The sequence below is a fragment of the Brevundimonas sp. UBA2503 genome (genome assembly GCF_002341485.1).
Classification (GTDB): domain Bacteria; phylum Pseudomonadota; class Alphaproteobacteria; order Caulobacterales; family Caulobacteraceae; genus Brevundimonas; species Brevundimonas halotolerans.
In genome coordinates, this window is record NZ_DDOD01000007.1 from 1 (window position 1) to 16791 (window position 16791).

Below are 16791 nucleotides of genomic sequence, written 5' to 3' on the forward strand. Positions count from 1 at the left end.
CCTCCCCCTCCGTCAGCTGCGCCGACACCTCCCCCGCAAGCGGGGGAGGATCAGTTATTCATAGCCGTGGGCGGCCTCGTTGATGACCTGTGAGGGCATGTTCGAGAAGTCGACCGCGACCGGACCGGCCAGCTTGGCCTGAAGGGTGCGGATCACGTGGGTCATGCGGCGGCGGACTTCGCGCTCCGACTCGGAGCCCGAGTCCAGGCTGAGCGGGGCGAGGCAGAAGTCGATGATGCCGTCGGTCGATTTGATCGGTTCCATGGGTGGGTTCCTTGCTTATTCAGCGGCGACGAACTGGGCGGTTTCGGTCGAGTCCTTGAGCGCCGTGGTCGAGGACTGGCCGTTCGAGATGACGGTGGCGACCTGGTCGAAATAGCCGGTGCCGACCTCGCGCTGGTGACGGGTGGCGGTGTAGCCGGTGGCCTCGTTGGCGAACTCGCGCTGCTGCAGCTCGGAATAGGCCGCCATGCCGCGGTCGCGATAGCCCGAGGCCAGCTCGAACATGCCGTTGTTGAGGCTGTGGAAGCCAGCCAGGGTGACGAACTGGAACTTGTAGCCCATGGCGCCCAGCTCGCGCTGGAACTTCGCGATGGTGGCCTTGTCCAGCTTGGCCTCCCAGTTGAAGGAGGGCGAGCAGTTATAGGCCATCAGCTTGCCGGGGTGCTTCTTCTGGATGGCCTCGGCGAACTTCTTCGCATCGTCGAGATCGGGGTGGGAGGTCTCCCACCACAGCAGGTCGGCGATGTTGGCATAGGCGAGGCCGCGGGCGATGCAGTGGTCAAGGCCGGTGCCGGGCTTGAGGCGGAAGAAGCCCTCGGGCGTGCGGTCCTCGCGGTTGATGAAGGGATGGTCGCGCTCGTCGACATCCGAGGTGATCAGCTGGGCCGATTCGGCGTCGGTGCGGGCGACGGTGATGGTCGAGGTGCCCATGACGTCGGCGGCCAGACGGGCGGCGACCAGATTGCGCTCGTGCGCCTGGGTCGGGATCAGCACCTTGCCGCCGAGGTGGCCGCACTTCTTCTCGGAGGCCAGCTGGTCCTCGAAGTGGACGCCGGCGGCGCCCGCCTCGATGAAGGCCTTCATGATCTCGAAGCTGTTCAGCGGCCCGCCGAAGCCGGCCTCGGCGTCCGCGACGATCGGGGCGAACCAGTCGCGCTTGGCGCCGCCCTCGGCGTGCTCGATCTGGTCGGCGCGCTGCAGGGTGCGGTTGATGCGGCGGCACAGTTCCGGCGCGGCATTGGCGGGATAGAGGGACTGGTCCGGGTACATGGCGCCGGCGGTGTTGGCGTCGGCGGCGACCTGCCAGCCCGAGAGGTAGATGGCCTTGAGGCCCGCGCGGACCATCTGCATGGCCTGGTTGCCGGTCACGGCGCCCAGGGCATTGATGTAGGGCTCGCTGTGCAGCAGCTCCCACAGGCGGTCGGCGCCGCGCTGGGCCAGGGTCTGGGCCGGGGTCACCGAGCCGCGCAGGCGCAGGACGTCTTCCGGCGTATAGGGGCGTTCAATCCCGTCAAAGCGGCCCTTGGGCGACGGCACCAGATCGGCGAAAGTGGTCATGGGTAGTCCCTCGTCTTGGATGCAGGCGGCGCGCGGCCACCGGTTGCGAGGAAGGAAACACGCGACAGTCACGATTGATACACGCCGAGCGGTCGCATTCCTGACATTTCGTCACATCATGACACTTGCATCTCAGTCATAATATGACAAGCTGCAGCCATGGATCAGGCGCCGGATCGCAAGCTGTTTCTCGGGGGGCGCCTCAAGCGATTGCGGCGCGAGCTGGACCTGACGCAGACGGCCATGGCCGCCGACCTGGGCGTTTCCCCCAGCTATCTCAATCACATAGAGCGGAACCAGAGGCCGGTGACGGCGCAGCTGCTGCTGCGACTGGCCGAGACCTATGACGTCGACCTGCGCGCCCTGAATCAGGGAGGCGTCGGCGAGGCCGAGCTGGCCGAGGTGTTCGCCGACCCCCTGTTTGCCGGGATCAGCGTGCCCCGCCATGAGATGCTGCAGCTGGGCGAGGACCTGCCGGGGGCGGCCGAGGCCCTGATCCGGCTCTACCGGTCGCTGGCCGAACAGCGCAGCCGCAGCCGGATCGAGGCCGAGCACGGCGGGGTCGAAACGGGCACGCCGTCCGACTGGGTGCGGGACCACATCCAGTCGCGCAACAACCATTTCGCCGAGCTGGATACGCTGGGCGAGGCGCTTCATGCCGCCCTGTTCGACCCGGCGGGGGGGGTGCACGACAGCTTTGAGGCGGCGGCGCGCGCGCGGCTGGCCACGCGACACCATCTGACCGTCAAGGTGATGCCGGCCGAGGTGATGGTCGAATGGACGCGGCGGTTCGATCCGCACCGGCGGCGGTTGCTGCTGTCGGAGACGCTGGGGCCGTCGTCGCGGGCCTTTGCCGTCGCCTATCAGCTGGCCCTGAGCGAGCAGGGGGCCGAGCTGGAGGCCATGACCGGAGCCGCGCGACCGCCGGATGATGCGACCCGGCGGCTGTTGAAGGTGTCGCTGACCAACACCCTGGCGGCCGCGACCCTGATGCCTTACGGCCCGTTTCAGGCGACGGCCGAGGACACCGCCTATGACCTCGGGCGGCTGACGGCCCGGTTCGGCGTGTCGTTTGAACAGGCGGCGCACCGGCTGACCACCCTGTCGCGGCCCACGGCGCGGGGGGTGCCCTTCTTCCTGATGCGGGTCGATCAGGCGGGCAATATCTCCAAACGCTATGCCTCGGGGGCGTTTCCGTTCTCGCGCTTTGGCGGGGCGTGCCCGCGTTGGCGGCTGCATGCGGCCTTCCGCACGCCCGGGCGGATCGTCACCCAGATCATCGAGACGCCGGAGGGCGGGCGCTGGTTCACCCTGGCGCGCACGGTCGGGCGGCAGGGGGACGGAGCCGACGACGGCGGGCAGGATCTGGCCATCGGACTGGGGTGCGAGCTGAAGCATGCGCCGCGGCTGGTCTATAGCCGGGGCCTCGATCTGGCCGCGCCCGAGGTGACGCCGATCGGCCCGGCCTGCCGGCTGTGCCTGCGCCACCCCTGCGCCGAACGCGCCGCCCCGCCGCTGGACCGGCCGCTGGCGGTCGACGACTGGACCAAGTCGGTCAGCCCCTATCCGTTTGAGGCGGTGTGACTCTACATCCGCTTCCCCGACGGAGGTCGGGGTCCAGGAGGGTGGGCGAACCGTCTGCCTGTGGCTCTGGGCCCCGGCCTGCGCCGGGGAAGCGGAAGGGGTGTGGGGTATGGCTGACGGTCCAAGGTTCTTCACAGCGAGCACAGCGAAGAGAAGCCACGGAGGACACAGGGGGGGGCGTGCGGGGGGCGGCGGCCGCCCTTTTCATCTCCTCCCCATTGCATGGGGAGGTGGCGCGACGCGCAAGCGTCGTGACGGAGGGGGCGGCGGTGCGGGTGAAGGTTTCGGATTGTCATCCCGGAAATCGCGTCAGCGATTATCCGGGACGGTGCTCCTGTGGTTATGGGCATCCCGGAAGACGGAACGGCTGTCCGGGAGACGGGCGGATGGGGCGGGCCGTCTCCCGGACAATCGCACAAGCGATTTCCGGGAGGGATGGAGTGCAGGGACCGCCGTCCCGGATCGCCCCTGCGGGGCGTCCGGGATGACAAAGGGTGCGGGATCGCTACTCCGGTGCAGCCTCAAGCTTGTGCCGCAAGGCTTTGAGGCGGCCCTGCATCACCCAGACGCCGATGACCCAGTAGACCATCAGCAAGAAGGTGCCTGCGACCTTGTGGAAGGGCGCCGGCTTCACAATGGCGGCTGTCAGCCCAACGCCGCTTTCGCCGCCTCCAGCGCCTCGGCCATGGCGGTCTTGAGGCGGTCGGGGGCGAGGATGCGGACCTGATGGCCCCAGGTGAACAGGTGCCAAGCCAGTTCGCGCATGCCCGAGGCGGTAAAGCGCACCCGCACCGAGCCGTCGGGCAGGTCCTCGAGCGTCTGGGTGGGGTGCCAGCGCCAGGCGCGGGCCTCGTCCGCGCCCTCGGGGAGGACCAGAAGCTCCACCTGCTCGACCTCGTCCTGATAGATGCCGAACGAGCGGGAGGCGAAGGCCTGGAGGTCGAAGCCCTCGGGCGGGCGGGCGGTGCCCTCCTCGACCGTGATGGCGCTCATCCGGTCGAGGCGGAAGGTCTGGATGCGGCCGCTGTCGCGGTCGGCGGCAACCAGATAGTTGGCCCGGCCGAACATCAGGCCGCAGGGGGTGACGATGCGGCGGCGCGAGGGGGCGCCGGGGCGGCTGTAGACAAAGCCCAGCGGCCGCTCGGCCAGCACAGCGTGGCGGATGGGGGTCAGCTCGGCCTCGTCCGCCGTGGGGCGCGGGCCGGCCTGGACGGCGATGGTCTCGGCCCGGACGAGGGCCTCGAGATCCGGCGCCAGACGATTGAGGGTGGTCGAGCGCATGGCCGATTTGATCTTGCGCTCCAGCCCTTCCAGCGCGGCGGCCCGGCCCGGTTCGCCCGACAGCCTGAGGCCCGACGAGGCCTTGGCCAGTTCGACCAGTTCGCCGGCGGTGGGGGCCTGTTCAAAGGCGGACAGGCCGCCGCGAATGCGCCAGCGCTTGTGCGGGGGGTCGGAGACCTCCTCAACCGCCGGGAACATCATCAGGACCGCGTCGCGCATGCGTTCGGCCGTGCGGCGGCTGACGCCGAGGTCACGCGCCATGTCGTCGAGCGACAGACCTTCGGAACTGGCCGCCAGACGGCGGGCCAGGTCGAGGATCAGCGCTGCCTTGTCATGCCGCATGGAGGCTCCGGATGCCTACGACCGTTTCTGACGTATGTGTGCGCCATTCTAGCCTTGTCATCAAGCGCCGGAGCGATCCGGCCCCGCCAAACAAGGATCAGACCCATGTTCCAAGCTTCCCCCACCCCCCGCCCGACCCGCCTGGCCGGCCGCTATCTGACCGTGCCGTGCGACGCCGATGGCTGCAGCGATCTGGCCGTCATCTGGGACCGGCTGGAGGAGCAGGTGGTCGATGTGATCCACCTGTCGGCGACCGCGGGCTATACGGTTGAGGACCAGCTGTGGGACGAGGCCCGCTGGACCCCCGGCATCAGCGATCAGGACCGCTGGATCCCGGCCATGGCCGCCTGATCCCAAAAGATTACGGGAAGGCCCCAGTTCTATTTCTGTTCCAGATACTATATATGACCATAGGAAGGAGGAGCTTTATGGCAGCTTGGTCACCAGCAATCGCTAACGAGTTCATCCGACTGGCCACCGACGACGGTAAGGGCCTGACGCAGATGCAGCTTCAGAAACTCGTCTACATTGCCAACGGCTGGAGCTTGGCAATCCGAGGCGAACCGCTCACCGCTGATAGTCCTCAAGCTTGGACATATGGACCCGTATATCCCGAACTCCATAGGGCGTTGCGATCCTATGGACGGGACGAAGTTTCGCGGGAAATCAGGAACTCGGAGTTCATTCCCGGAATGTTCGAGGATGAACAGAACGTCCCGGCGAGAGCCGCTCTAAGTGGCGACGAAAGAGCAATTGTAACGCGCGTATACCGGGACTACGGGAAGTTTCATGCCTTTCAGCTATCTGCGCTTACCCATCGTGACGGAACGCCTTGGACTCAAGTTTACAACGGCGGGCTGGGCAAGTTTGACGACATTCCCTCAAATATGATCCGAGACCATTTTGTCGAACTCGCGAGAACCGGAAGAGCATCAGCTAACGCTTGAGGATATTGACGTAGGGGTAGCTGCTGTCGAGGACATTGATAGCCCGGACCCCCACGACCTCATGGAAAGAATGGCCGTCGAGAAGGCAGGCCTAGAGTTGAAACTCGCCCGCTCACGTATCAAAAACGTGGCGGCGGATCGACGAATGAGAAAGACATACGCTGGGCGGATCCTCCGATATCTGGAGGTGTATTCCATCGTTGTGGCCGTTCTGGTTGTCACTTCAGGCTTTGGGCTTTTTGGATTTGATCTTCCGATCGAAGTTCTGGCGTCTCTGGTTGGGAGTACCGCATTGGCGGCCATTGGCCTTGTAGGGTTCATTGCCCGCGGGTTGTTCAAGCCGCCTCCTGAAAGCTCGAACTAGGGATTGTCTGATCCCTTGCGATCCGGGGCCGGGGCCGCTAGCCCTCATCGGCTTACGGAGGACAGACCTGTATGACGACGGCCCACCAGGACGGCGCCCGCCTGATCAATGAGGCGGTCGAGGCTTTCAAGGCCCGCGACCGCGACACCACGGCTGACAAGCTGGCGCGGGCGATCAAGGCCGATCCGCCGATCGGGACGAAATGGGCCTCGGTCTCGCGCCTCGCGGCGACCATGGGCGAGGTGTCGATCGCGCTGGCCGCCGCACGCCGCAATATCGCCGCGGCGCCGACGCCGGAGTCGCGTCAGGCCTATGCCAATCTGCTGAGCCAGAACGGGCGGTCGGAAGAGGCCCTGCGCGAGGCCCAGGCGCTGGTGCGCGAGCGGCCCAATGATCCGGCGGCGCTGCACTTTCTGGCGACCTGTCAGGTGCAGTTCGGGGACAATGAGGCGGCGATTGCCAATCTGCGCCGCATTCTGGACCTGCCGACCGTGGCGCTGGGGGCGGAGAACGCCTGGGCGGTGCTGGCCGGCATCAAGAAGTTCACGGCCGACGATCCGGACATTCCGGCCATGGAGGCGCTGGCCGCCCGCATCGGTCACGCGCCGGAGCGGCGGCTGAACCGGGTGGTGCTGCTGTATGCGCTGGGCAAGGCCTATGACGACACCGGCCAGACGGACAAGGCGTTCGCCGCCTTTCACGAGGCCGGGCAGCTGCAGATGCCGGACAGCACCTTTAACGCCGACCAGTCAGACCTGTTCGTCGATCAGGTGGTGAGGGGCTATGACCGCGCCTTCATCGACAGCCTGCCGAAGAGCGACATCGACAGCGACCGGCCGATCTTTATCCTGGGCCTGCCGCGCTCGGGGACGACCCTGGTCGAGCAGATCCTGGTCAGCCACTCGGCGGTCCATGACGGGGCCGAGGTCAATCTGTTCCGCCACGCCGCCATGTCGGTGCAGGGCTATACGCCTGACGCCGTGCGCGCCGCCTTTGCCCAGCCGGGCGGAGAGACTTTGGCCACCCGGATCGGCCGGGCCTATCTGCACCTGATGGATGAACGCTTCGGCACCGAAGGGCGTGTGATCGACAAGACGCTGAACCAGACGCGGTTTCTGGGCCTGATCCATCAGTGCCTGCCGAATGCGAAATTCATCTGGCTGCGGCGTCATCCGGCGGGGATCGCCTGGTCGTGCTTCCGCACCCGGTTCGTCAAGGGCGCCGACTGGACCCGGTCGCTGACCGACATCGCCCGGCATTTCCGGGGCGAGGACCGGCTGCATGAACACTGGACCCGCGTCCTGCCGCCCGAGACCCTGCTGACCGTGCCCTATGAGCAGCTGGTCGATGATCCCGACACCTGGATGAGGCGAATTCTGGATCACGCGGGGCTGGACTGGGAGGATCAGGTCAAGGACTTCCACGCCACCGACCGGGCCGTGACCACCGCCAGCTTCGCCCAGGTGCGCCAGCCGCTCTATGCCTCCTCCAAGGCGGCGTGGAAGCGGTATGAGGCGCCGATGAAGCCCTTCTTCGACACCTATTACGGGCCGGGTATCAACTACGACACGCCGTAGCGTTCGCGCATGGTGGCGATCGACCAGTCGATCAGGGCGGTCAGCCTGTCGCGGTCCACATCGGCCAGCCGGTTGAGATAGAGGCACGACACGCTGGTCTTGTACTTGCCCAGTCCGTCCATCAGATCGGGCCGCTCGGCAAAACCCGGCATGATGTAGAGCGTCAGGTTCGCCTTGCGCGGCGAGAAGCCGATGATCGGCCAGTTGGCGGGCTTTTTGGTCGTGTTGACATAGGTATAGCGGTCATAGCCGACGATCGACGGGCCCCACATGACGGGGTCGCAGCCGGTGCGCGCGCGCAGCAGGGCGTCCAGCTCGATGCCGTCCGCCCGCCGGCCCGCATGGGGCACGGCATTGAGGAAATCCTCGACCGAGGCGTCGGTCGGCAGTGTTTTCAGCCCGGACATGGGTCAGCCTCAAGGGAAATGTTGCGAGCGGCAGGCCACCTATCGCCCCCAGTGGATCGTCTCACGCTCAGGGATACGGCTCAAGGATGCCCGCACCGCATCCCCTGAAAACAAGGACCGGACATAGGGTTGATCCTGCGGCTCGAACCGCAAAACAATCAGATCCACACAACGAGGGTCAGCTGAGTCTACCTGTCTCGGCAGATAACCAAGCTGCCTAATGAGGACCGGAAGTCGATGGCGTGACAATGCGGAGTGTCGGTAACCTGTCATCCCATCCTCAAGCACGACCAGGCTTCCATCGTTCAGGCGAATGCTCACTACGGAGTGATCAACGAGTTTATTGGGATCAAAGCTTCTATAGGGGCGGACCATCTCGCAGCTGACTTTCAGGCTGGTGATTTCCGATAGCGAAGTGGTTCGGAGTTCGGAGAAGATGCCCTGACGCCAGACCAGCCGGTCCGCGTAAAGCGCCACGCCATTTCGCGAAGCGGCTAAGCTGGTGCTGAGACTGATCAGCGCCACAACTGCCAGCCCTCCCCAGCTCCAGACCCAGCGGGGTCTGAAGTCTTCGGTAGCCAGAATGACCACCACAAGGCTCCAACCTAACAAGGCATAACCGACAACCTCCACCCACTGCGATGAATGCTGCCAACCAATAATTGGCGCCCCCACAAGCTCCGACTGGAACCGGGACCATGGCCCCCAGTTTTGGGCTGTACCTTGCACCATGCCCACAAATGCAACGACGCCCACGGCAGCCGCCCAGCGACGACCGCGCCAGACCGACCTGTTTGCAGGGTCAGCCCTCTTGGTCGTCAGCTCGGACATGGGTCAGGCCCTCCCCTGAGGCGCATCATCGTCGGCCATTTCGAATCCGGCAAACTCGAATCCGGGCGCCACGGTGCAGCCGACGAGGGACCAGTCGCCGAGACTTTCGGCGGCCTGCCATTTACCGGTCGGGACGATGATCTGGGGCTGCTGGCCCGCCTCAATATCCGGGCCCAGGATCAGGCGACCGATACCGTCGATGTCCAGCGCCAGCGGGGCCCCGACATAGTGGTGCCAGATCTCGGTCGCGTCGACGCGGTGCCATTTCGACCGCTCGCCCGCACACAGCAGGAAATAGATGGCCGTGCCCACCGAGCGCCCGTCGACCGTGCGCGGATCGCGAAAGGTCTCGCGGTAGTGGCCGCCCTCGGGGTGCGGCGCGAGGTCCAGCAGGGCGATGATGTCGGCGGGGGTCATGGGCGTGAGACTATCCCCCCGCTCATCCCGGCGGAAGCCGGGACCCAGAAAGAACAGCGGCCACACGGCTGGCCGTTCCTGCCTCGGCCAAAGAACTGGGTCCCGGCTTCCGCCGGGATGAGCGGAGATTTGGAGGTGTTACGCCGCTCGCGATGCCGCGACCCTCAGCAGACCTGCCACGCTGATGTCTTCGTCGAGGTCGGGCCAGTGGATGCCGAGGCCGGCGGCCGCCGGTTCCCAATGGGCGCGTTCGGCCAGTGAGGCTGCTTTCAGGCGCGGGAACCAGTCGAGGGGGGCGGCCAGTCGACGTCCGTCGTGGAGGCGCACGATCAGTTCGGCGTCGGTGACCTCGACGTCGGCAACCCGCTCATCAATTTTGACGGCCGAAATAGCCATTCCAAGCCTCCAGAAAGCCGTCACGCTCCTCCGCAACCTTGCGGGCAAGCTCGGCCATCTCCTTCGCAGAATAGCAGATATTGCGGGCTGCCGCGACTGGCGACAGCCAGAACTTGGCCGAGCAGCCTGCCTTGTCGATGTGGATGTGTGGCGGCTCGAACCCTTCATTCGAGAAGAAATAGAAGCGGTAGCCGTTCCAGCGGAGCACCGTCGGCATGGCTAAAGCCCCTTCACGATCCCTTCGACCATCTTCTTGGCGTCGGCGAAAAGCATCATGGTGTTGTCGCGGAAGAACAGCTCGTTCTCGACGCCGGCGTAGCCGCTGCCCATGCCGCGCTTGATGAACAGGACTGTGCCGGCCTTTTCGACGTCGAGGATGGGCATGCCGTAGATCGGCGACTGGGGGTCGGTCTTGGCAGCCGGGTTGGTGACATCGTTGGCGCCGATGACGAAGGCGACGTCGCAGGAGGCGAACTCGGCGTTGATGTCCTCCAGCTCGAACACCTCGTCGTAGGGGACGTTGGCCTCGGCCAGCAGCACGTTCATGTGGCCGGGCATCCGGCCGGCGACGGGGTGGATGGCGTATTTGACCTCGACCCCCTCCTCCTTGAGCTTGTCCGCCATTTCACGAAGGGCGTGCTGGGCCTGGGCCACGGCCATGCCATAGCCGGGGACGATGATGACCTTCGACGCGTTCTTCATGATGAAGGCGGCGTCCTCGGCCGAGCCCTGTTTGACGGGGCGGGTCTCGACCGCGCCGGCGCCCGCCGGGCCGCTGTCACCGCCAAAGCCGCCCAGGATCACCGAGATGAAGCTGCGGTTCATCCCCTTGCACATGATGTAGCTGAGGATGGCGCCGGAGCTGCCGACCAGGGCACCGGTGATGATCAGGGCGATGTTTTCGAGCGTGAAGCCCAGCGCCGCTGCGGCCCAGCCGGAATAGCTGTTGAGCATGGACACCACCACCGGCATGTCAGCCCCGCCGATGGGGATGATCAGGGTGGCGCCGAGGATCAGGGCGATCAGGAACACGCCCCAGAAGGCCCAGGTGGCCGTGCCGCCGGTGCCGATCAGAATGCCGATCAGGAACACCAGCCCCAGCGCCAGAGCGATGTTGATCAGGTGACGGGCGGGCAGCAGGATCGGCGCGCCCGACATATTGCCGTTCAGCTTGGCAAAGGCGATCACCGAACCGGTGAAGGTGATGGCGCCGATGGCGAGGCCGAGGCCCAGCTCGATGATCGACAGCATCTTGATGCCGCCCTCGGGCGTGGCGATGCCGAACGAGACCGGCGCATAGACGGCGCCGACCGCGACCAGACAGGCGGCCATGCCGACCAGGCTGTGGAAGGCGGCGACCAGTTGGGGCATCTGGGTCATCTGCACCCGCGCGGCGATCAGGGCCCCTGCCCCGCCACCGACGATCACCCCGCCCGCGATCAGGCCGAGCGTCAGAGGATCCAGCGCATCGGTGAGGCCCAGCGTCGCCAGGGTCACGGCGATGGCCAGCGCCATGCCGACCATGCCGAAGGTATTGCCCCGTCGGCTGGTCTCGGGACTGGAGAGGCCGCGCAAGGACAGGATGAACAGGACACCGGAGACCAGATAGGCCAGGGCGGCAAGCGATGCGGTCATTCGATTTCTTCCCCCAGGACGGTACGGGCACCCGCGATCAGCGGCGGTAGCGATCGGCGAACGATCTCGACCACGCGCTCCATGCGGACTTTTGCGTAGCCATGAACAAGCACATTCCTGAAGCCAGCCGCGTCCCGCAGTTCCAGGTCTGCGATCCCTTCCGGTTGGGTCTTCAGGATCTGGGCGGCGGCCTCACCGACGATCTGGACCGTCCGCAAGACTGCATGCTCGCGAAGGCGGTCCGCGAGAATGGTCCCGGCGTCACGGTCGCCGACAATATCGACGGCCTCGCTGCCGTAGGCGACGATATCCTCCAGCAGGAAACGGATCGCCGGGTTCATCACAGCGGTACGAGGTCCCGGGACATCCAGGCCCATCGCTCCGGAATCATCATCGCGCGGTCCACCAGATCGACCTTGCGGCCGACCGCGTCCTGCAAGTCCTGCTGAAGCCCGCCTAGGCGCCAGTAGTCCAGTTGCCCCACGACGTCGAAGACCACATCGACATCGCTGTCGTCGGTGGCCTCGCCGCGGGCGACCGAACCGACAACACCGACGAACTCGGCCCCCACCGCATGGGCTGCGGCCTGATAGTCGCGCAGGACCGCGAGCACATGATCGAGCAGGGGCGCGCCCTCGAAGGCACGGACGGTATCCTCCCTGCCCCGGCCGGTCATCGCCCCATCCCCTGGGTGCGGGCGAGGCGCCACAGAGCGGCGGCGATGAACAGGGGGCTGAGGATCAGAAAGGCCCAGTCGAACGGGTCCAGCGGGCGACCGTCGATGACGACTCGCGTCAGGATGGCCGAAAACACCAGCACCACGCCGCAGTCGTTCAGACGCACCCGGCGGATCGGATCGCGTTCCTTGACGAACATCCAGATCCACATGCCCGCGCCTAGCCCGGTGGCGATCCAGGCGCCGGCTTCGGCAATTTGGGTGGGGTCGGGACTCAACGCTCCGGCTCCATGGGAGGGAGGAGGCGGCGATGTTTCAAGGCCCACAAGGCCCAGTAGCCCATACTGACGAGTAGCCCCGCATTCAGAAGCACGCGCCACCAAGGGCCGCCTTGAGCGACCTCAACCGTCTGATAGGCACAAAGAAACAAGACTGTGGGATAGAATAGCGAAGCCACGCCGACTTCGATGCGGCGAGACAGGCGGGGCGGGATCATCCGCGCGAACATTTGCAGGAATACCGCGACAGCCAACCCACAGACCACGAGGACGATAGCCCAGCCCCGAATCCACAACGGAACCAGCGGACCCGTGACCGTCGAGGGGACAACTTCGAGCAGCGGTTCGACGGCGCCGGTCATGCCTTGGCGGCCTCCGCCTTGGGCTTTTCCTTTTTGCGGTACATGGCCAGCATGCGGCGGGTGACCATGAAACCGCCGAAGATGTTGACGCTGGCCAGGGTCACGGCGGCGACGCCCGCACCCTTGGCGATCCAGCCGTTCATGCCCGAGGCCTCGGAAACAGCCGCCGCCGCGATCAGGCCGCCGACGATGATGACGCTGGAGATGGCGTTGGTGACGGCCATCAGGGGCGTGTGCAGGGCTGGCGTGACGCTCCAGACCACATAATAGCCGACGAAGATGGCCAGCACGAAGATGGCCAGACGAAAGACGGTGGGGTCGACGTGTTCCATCACGGTTTCCTCTCAAGGCGTTGGAGCCGACGATCCAGCGAAGCGAGCATGAGCATCAAGGCTCCCAAACCGGAGACGAAGACGCCCGGCGTCAAAGCGACAAGCAGGGTCGAGACAATCAGCTGAGCATCAACGCTTTCGGCCCAACGGACTGTTTGATCAAAGCCGAGCCAGATCCGCCACACGGCGTAAACGGCTCCGAGGACGACTGCAGACCAACCGAGGATCAAAAGCGTGAGACGCAACATCATCCCCGCACCCCCTCATGGACGATGGCCCCGGCGTGGGTGACGGCGGCGGCCTTGAGGATTTCGTCGTCGAGGTCGACGGCGAGGGTGCCGTCCTTGAGCATCAGGGCGACGAAGGCGACGAGGTTTCGGGCATAGAGGCTGGAGGCGTCCGACGCGATACGGCCGGGCATATTGGTCCAGCCGACCAGGGTGACGCCGTTTGCGGTGGTGGCGAGCTCGCCCGCCTTGATGCCCTCGACATTGCCGCCGTTATCGACGGCCAGGTCGACGATCACCGAGCCCGGCTTCATCGAGGAGACGTGGGCGGCGGTGACCAGACGCGGGGCCGGGCGGCCGGGGATCAGGGCGGTGGTGATGACCACATCCTGTTTGACGATATGGCTGGCGGTCAGGGCCGCCTGCTTGGCCTGATACTCGTCGGACATCGCCTTGGCATAGCCGCCGGCGGTCTCGGCGGCCTTGAACTCCTCGTCCTCGACGGCGACGAATTTGGCGCCGAGCGACTCGACCTGTTCCTTGGCGGCGGGGCGGACGTCGGTGGCGGTGACGACGGCGCCGAGGCGACGGGCGGTGGCGATGGCCTGCAGCCCCGCGACGCCCGCGCCCATGACGAACACCTTGGCCGCCGCCACCGTGCCCGCCGCCGTCATCATCATGGGAAAGCCCCGGCCATAGGCGGCCGCGGCCTCGATCACCGCGCGGTAGCCGGCGAGGTTGGCCTGGGACGACAGGGCGTCCATGACCTGGGCCCGGGAAATGCGGGGCACGAATTCCATGGCAAAGGAGGTGACGCCCGCGCCGGACAGGGCCTGGACGGTGTCCTTGTCGCGCCAGGCGTCGAGCAGGGCGACGACCACGGTGCCGGGCCGCAGCGCGCTGATCTCGGAGGCCGTGGGGCCTCGCACCTTCATCAGGATGTCGGCGCCGGTGAGCGCGGTCTTGAGGTCGCGGGCGACGGTCGCGCCCGCCTCGGCATAGGCGGTGTCGGGGATGGAGGAGCCCAGACCGGTGCCGGTCTCGACCACGACGGTCGCACCCATACCGGTCAGCTTTCTGACCATGTCGGGTGTCAGGGCAGTGCGCGTCTCGCCATCTCGGCGTTCGCGGGTCACGGCGATAGTGACGGCCAAGCGAATCCCTCCGTGGGGTGGACAGTTCATCGACAGCCTAGGCTGTCAGGTCCCCCACGGTAAAGCGCTGGTTTTGTGCGAGAGGGCCGCGAAAACGGCGCCCTGTCGAGTGTCTCGGGGTCAGTGTATCGGGGTCAGTGCTTCGCGGGCTTTGACTTGAGCGCGAAGTAGCCGATCACCGCCAGGGCCAGAGCGGCGACCAAACCGAAGACGATGCTGCCACCCGGCTGCAGCCACAGCACGAAGAAGGTGATGCCCACCGCGATCTGCAGCGAGCCCCATTTGGCCAGGCTCATGAACAGGGAATAGGTCGCCTGCTGCTCGTGAACCGGCTGGGTGCCCTTTTGGTAGTCACCGTGGGTGGTTTCGGTCTCGGGGGTGGCCATGCGGATCATCCGGTCGGAAGGTCTGGTGTGCGGCCCTTATACCGACAGGGCCGTCGGGCTCAAGCGCCGTCGATGATATCCTGAAGCACGCGGGCCAGTCTCTGCTCAAGAGAGCGACATTCTGCCTCGCTCAGGTCGAGGCCGCCGGTGATCTCCTTGGAGACCGTCATGCCCATCATCAGGGCCGCCGCCATGCGGGCGCTGACCGCGCCGTGGTCGCCCCCGATCCAGGTGGTGAGCGGGTTCATGAACTGCTCGCAGGACTGTTGCTGGACCACCTCCATGGCGCGGGCCGAAGACATGGAGCGCAGGATGATCTGCAGGCCCTGCATCTTCTTGGGGCTTTTGGTGCCGTAGACGATCTCGTGGGCGATTCGGGTCGCGAAGGTCTCGCGGTCCCCGTCGAGCAGGGTCGATCCCTCATGGCAGTGATCCAGCGCCGCGCGGAACAGACCCTCCTTGGAGCCGAAATAGCGAACGATCAGGGCCGGGTCGACGCCCGCGTCCCCGGCGATGTCACGCATGCCGACATCATCATAACTCTCGCGCGCAAAACGATCTTGCGCGGCCTCGAGGATCGAGGCGCGGGTGGCGGCAGCATTGCGTGGGCGTGGTCCGCAGACGGGAAAGGCCAATCGGATCTCCGGTTAATGTCCCCACGGCCTATATGGCTTTGTCATCAGCTGTTGACAAGCGAAACGGACATCACCATTAAGTCACCCGTCGTTGACACCGCGCTTCCTCCCCGTTCGCGCCGTGCCGCTTTCCAACCTGTTTGAGCCGGCGCGCCCGGCCGCCGGAGACTGCGCAGATGCGCCATTTCAAGATCATGGCCGTGGCCGTGCTGATCACGAGCCTGCTGTATGGATGCACGGACCGGAGCGAAGCGCAGGGCCCGCCGCCGGCGCCCGAGGTTTCGGTCGCGACGCCGCTGGTCGATCAGGTCGTCGACTGGGACGAGTTCACCGGCCGCTTCGAAGCGCCGCAGAGCGTGGACGTCCGCGCCCGGGTCGGCGGCTATATCCAGGCGGTCCACTTCCGCGACGGGCAGTTTGTCAGGAAGGGCCAGCTGCTGTTCACCCTGGATGCGCGCCCGGCGCTGGCGGCGCTGGCCTCGGCCCGCGCCCAGGCCGCGCAGGCCGAAGCGCAGGTCGCTCTGGCGCGCAGTGAGCTGGCCCGCGCCGAATCTCTGCTGGAAATCCAGGCCGTGTCCCAGGCCGAGGTCGATCAGAAACGCGCCGCCGTCCAGACCGCCGAGGCCGCTGTCGCCTCGGCCCGGGCTGCCGTGCGCGGTCGCGAACTGGACGTCGAGTTCACCCGCGTGACCGCCCCCATTTCCGGACGCGTGTCGGATCGCCGCGTTGATGCCGGCAATCTGGTCGGCGGCGGATCGTCGGCCGCCGATGTGCTGACCACCATCGTCGCCTCCAGCCCCATCCACTTTGTCTTCGAGGCCTCGGAAGCGGTCATGCTGCGCTATCAGCGCGATGCCCGTGACGGCACTTCAGCCCCGATCCGCATCCGCCTGCAGGACGAGACCGGCTTCCGCTGGAGCGGCACGGTCGACTTTTCGGACAATGTCGTGGACCCCGCCTCGGGCACCATCCGCCTGCGCGCCGTGGTGCAGAACGGCGACGGCTTCCTGAAGCCCGGCCTGTTCGGTCAGGCGCGGGTCGCCGGGGCCGCCCCCTATCAGGCGCTGCTGGTGCCCGATGCTGCCGTCGCCACCGATCAGGCGCGCCGCGTCGTCTATGTGGTCGATGCCGAAAACATGGTCGTGGCCCGTCCGGTCGAGCTGGGCCCGCTGTCCGACGGCCTGCGCGTGATCCGCTCGGGGATCGAGCCCACCGACCGGGTGATCGTCAACGGTCAGCTGCGGGCCCGTCCGGGTCAGCCGGTGACGCCGAAGACGGTCGAGATCGCCCGCACCCCGACCGATACCCAGGCGCCCGTGACCCGCGCCCCGCCTGCCGCCACCGCCACCCCGGCGGGCGCCCTGTCGCAACGCCGCTAAGCGGGAAAGTCCGGCCCAGCC

At 66.3% G+C, this 16791-nt stretch carries 25 protein-coding genes; 6 read left to right on the plus strand and 19 right to left on the minus strand.

The window, feature by feature from the left end; genetic code table 11:
* Positions 1 to 54: 54 nt before the first annotated feature.
* A complete protein-coding gene (locus B4K74_RS01730; RefSeq protein WP_286691486.1) occupies positions 55 to 264 on the minus strand; it encodes a hypothetical protein in 210 nt (69 codons plus the stop codon).
* A 15-nt stretch (positions 265 to 279) separates the two neighbouring features.
* Entirely contained in the window at positions 280 to 1560 is a 1281-nt protein-coding gene (gene aceA / locus B4K74_RS01735) for an isocitrate lyase (protein ID WP_286691487.1), read from the minus strand.
* A 159-nt stretch (positions 1561 to 1719) separates the two neighbouring features.
* Here aceA and B4K74_RS01740 point away from each other — a divergent pair, with 159 nt between their 5' ends.
* Positions 1720 to 3144, plus strand: a complete 1425-nt coding sequence (locus B4K74_RS01740) for a helix-turn-helix domain-containing protein (protein WP_286691488.1) — start codon at positions 1720 to 1722, stop codon at positions 3142 to 3144.
* 505 nt (positions 3145 to 3649) lie between these two features.
* Here the strand turns inward: B4K74_RS01740 and B4K74_RS01745 are convergent.
* Together B4K74_RS01745 and B4K74_RS01750 are read right to left on the minus strand one after the other, a co-directional pair.
* Positions 3650 to 3778, minus strand: a complete 129-nt coding sequence (locus tag B4K74_RS01745; protein WP_260155209.1) for a hypothetical protein — start codon at positions 3776 to 3778, stop codon at positions 3650 to 3652.
* 11 nt (positions 3779 to 3789) lie between these two features.
* Positions 3790 to 4767, minus strand: coding sequence for a helix-turn-helix transcriptional regulator (locus B4K74_RS01750; protein WP_286691489.1), 978 nt, complete (start codon positions 4765 to 4767; stop codon positions 3790 to 3792).
* Positions 4768 to 4872: 105 nt separating this feature from the next.
* On the opposite strand from B4K74_RS01750, the gene B4K74_RS01755 reads away from it, so the two are divergent.
* From B4K74_RS01755 to B4K74_RS01765, 4 genes are all read left to right on the plus strand, one after another.
* A complete protein-coding gene (locus tag B4K74_RS01755) occupies positions 4873 to 5118 on the plus strand; it encodes a hypothetical protein (protein WP_286691490.1) in 246 nt (81 codons plus the stop codon).
* Between the two features lie 152 nt (positions 5119 to 5270).
* Positions 5271 to 5714 (plus strand): Panacea domain-containing protein, encoded by a 444-nt coding sequence (locus tag B4K74_RS13475; RefSeq protein ID WP_414630921.1) that lies wholly within the window; start codon positions 5271 to 5273, stop codon positions 5712 to 5714.
* Positions 5671 to 6078, plus strand: coding sequence for a hypothetical protein (locus B4K74_RS01760; RefSeq protein ID WP_286691491.1), 408 nt, complete (start codon positions 5671 to 5673; stop codon positions 6076 to 6078). Before B4K74_RS13475 ends, B4K74_RS01760 begins: the two co-directional genes overlap by 44 nt.
* A 71-nt stretch (positions 6079 to 6149) precedes the next feature.
* Positions 6150 to 7655, plus strand: a complete 1506-nt coding sequence (locus B4K74_RS01765; protein WP_286691492.1) for a tetratricopeptide repeat-containing sulfotransferase family protein — start codon at positions 6150 to 6152, stop codon at positions 7653 to 7655.
* On the opposite strand, the gene B4K74_RS01770 is transcribed toward B4K74_RS01765, so the two are convergent.
* The 15 genes from B4K74_RS01770 to B4K74_RS01840 all read right to left on the minus strand — a co-directional run bounded on the left by B4K74_RS01770 (position 7640) and on the right by B4K74_RS01840 (position 15391).
* Entirely contained in the window at positions 7640 to 8062 is a 423-nt protein-coding gene (locus B4K74_RS01770) for a DUF1801 domain-containing protein (protein WP_286691493.1), read from the minus strand. The two genes, B4K74_RS01765 and B4K74_RS01770, sit on opposite strands and share 16 nt — an antisense overlap.
* A 39-nt stretch (positions 8063 to 8101) precedes the next feature.
* Positions 8102 to 8893 carry a hypothetical protein gene (locus tag B4K74_RS01775; RefSeq protein WP_286691494.1) on the minus strand — a complete coding sequence of 264 codons (792 nt, stop codon included), beginning with the start codon at positions 8891 to 8893 and terminating at the stop codon, positions 8102 to 8104.
* Between the two features lie 3 nt (positions 8894 to 8896).
* A complete protein-coding gene (locus B4K74_RS01780; protein ID WP_286691495.1) occupies positions 8897 to 9310 on the minus strand; it encodes a cupin domain-containing protein in 414 nt (137 codons plus the stop codon).
* A gap of 138 nt (positions 9311 to 9448) precedes the next feature.
* Complete coding sequence (locus tag B4K74_RS01785; protein ID WP_286691496.1) at positions 9449 to 9706, minus strand: DUF2442 domain-containing protein; 258 nt, start codon at positions 9704 to 9706, stop codon at positions 9449 to 9451.
* Positions 9681 to 9923 carry a DUF4160 domain-containing protein gene (locus tag B4K74_RS01790; protein ID WP_286691497.1) on the minus strand — a complete coding sequence of 81 codons (243 nt, stop codon included), beginning with the start codon at positions 9921 to 9923 and terminating at the stop codon, positions 9681 to 9683. Before B4K74_RS01790 ends, B4K74_RS01785 begins: the two co-directional genes overlap by 26 nt.
* A gap of 2 nt (positions 9924 to 9925) precedes the next feature.
* Entirely contained in the window at positions 9926 to 11341 is a 1416-nt protein-coding gene (locus B4K74_RS01795) for an NAD(P)(+) transhydrogenase (Re/Si-specific) subunit beta (protein WP_286691498.1), read from the minus strand.
* The gene (locus B4K74_RS01800; protein ID WP_286691499.1) at positions 11338 to 11682 is read right to left on the minus strand and encodes a DUF86 domain-containing protein; all 345 of its coding nucleotides are present in this window, start codon (positions 11680 to 11682) and stop codon (positions 11338 to 11340) included. Before B4K74_RS01800 ends, B4K74_RS01795 begins: the two co-directional genes overlap by 4 nt.
* Complete coding sequence (locus B4K74_RS01805; RefSeq protein WP_286691500.1) at positions 11682 to 12017, minus strand: nucleotidyltransferase domain-containing protein; 336 nt, start codon at positions 12015 to 12017, stop codon at positions 11682 to 11684. Before B4K74_RS01805 ends, B4K74_RS01800 begins: the two co-directional genes overlap by 1 nt.
* Positions 12014 to 12295: a hypothetical protein gene (locus B4K74_RS01810; protein ID WP_286691501.1), complete on the minus strand. Its 282-nt coding sequence runs from the start codon at positions 12293 to 12295 to the stop codon at positions 12014 to 12016. The genes B4K74_RS01805 and B4K74_RS01810 overlap by 4 nt, the downstream gene beginning before the upstream one ends.
* Positions 12292 to 12657, minus strand: a complete 366-nt coding sequence (locus B4K74_RS01815) for a hypothetical protein (RefSeq protein ID WP_286691502.1) — start codon at positions 12655 to 12657, stop codon at positions 12292 to 12294. Before B4K74_RS01815 ends, B4K74_RS01810 begins: the two co-directional genes overlap by 4 nt.
* Positions 12654 to 12989: an NAD(P) transhydrogenase subunit alpha gene (locus B4K74_RS01820; protein WP_286691503.1), complete on the minus strand. Its 336-nt coding sequence runs from the start codon at positions 12987 to 12989 to the stop codon at positions 12654 to 12656. Before B4K74_RS01820 ends, B4K74_RS01815 begins: the two co-directional genes overlap by 4 nt.
* On the minus strand, positions 12989 to 13240 hold the full coding sequence (locus tag B4K74_RS01825; RefSeq protein WP_286691504.1) for a hypothetical protein: 252 nt from the start codon (positions 13238 to 13240) through the stop codon (positions 12989 to 12991). Before B4K74_RS01825 ends, B4K74_RS01820 begins: the two co-directional genes overlap by 1 nt.
* Entirely contained in the window at positions 13237 to 14370 is a 1134-nt protein-coding gene (locus B4K74_RS01830) for a Re/Si-specific NAD(P)(+) transhydrogenase subunit alpha (protein ID WP_286691505.1), read from the minus strand. Before B4K74_RS01830 ends, B4K74_RS01825 begins: the two co-directional genes overlap by 4 nt.
* Before the next feature lie 134 nt (positions 14371 to 14504).
* Entirely contained in the window at positions 14505 to 14756 is a 252-nt protein-coding gene (locus tag B4K74_RS01835; protein WP_286691506.1) for an aa3-type cytochrome c oxidase subunit IV, read from the minus strand.
* Positions 14757 to 14815: 59 nt separating this feature from the next.
* The gene (locus B4K74_RS01840; protein WP_286691507.1) at positions 14816 to 15391 is read right to left on the minus strand and encodes a TetR/AcrR family transcriptional regulator; all 576 of its coding nucleotides are present in this window, start codon (positions 15389 to 15391) and stop codon (positions 14816 to 14818) included.
* Between the two features lie 176 nt (positions 15392 to 15567).
* Between B4K74_RS01840 and B4K74_RS01845 the strand changes: the two genes are divergently transcribed.
* Positions 15568 to 16770: an efflux RND transporter periplasmic adaptor subunit gene (locus tag B4K74_RS01845; protein ID WP_286691508.1), complete on the plus strand. Its 1203-nt coding sequence runs from the start codon at positions 15568 to 15570 to the stop codon at positions 16768 to 16770.
* Positions 16771 to 16791: the final 21 nt, after the last annotated feature.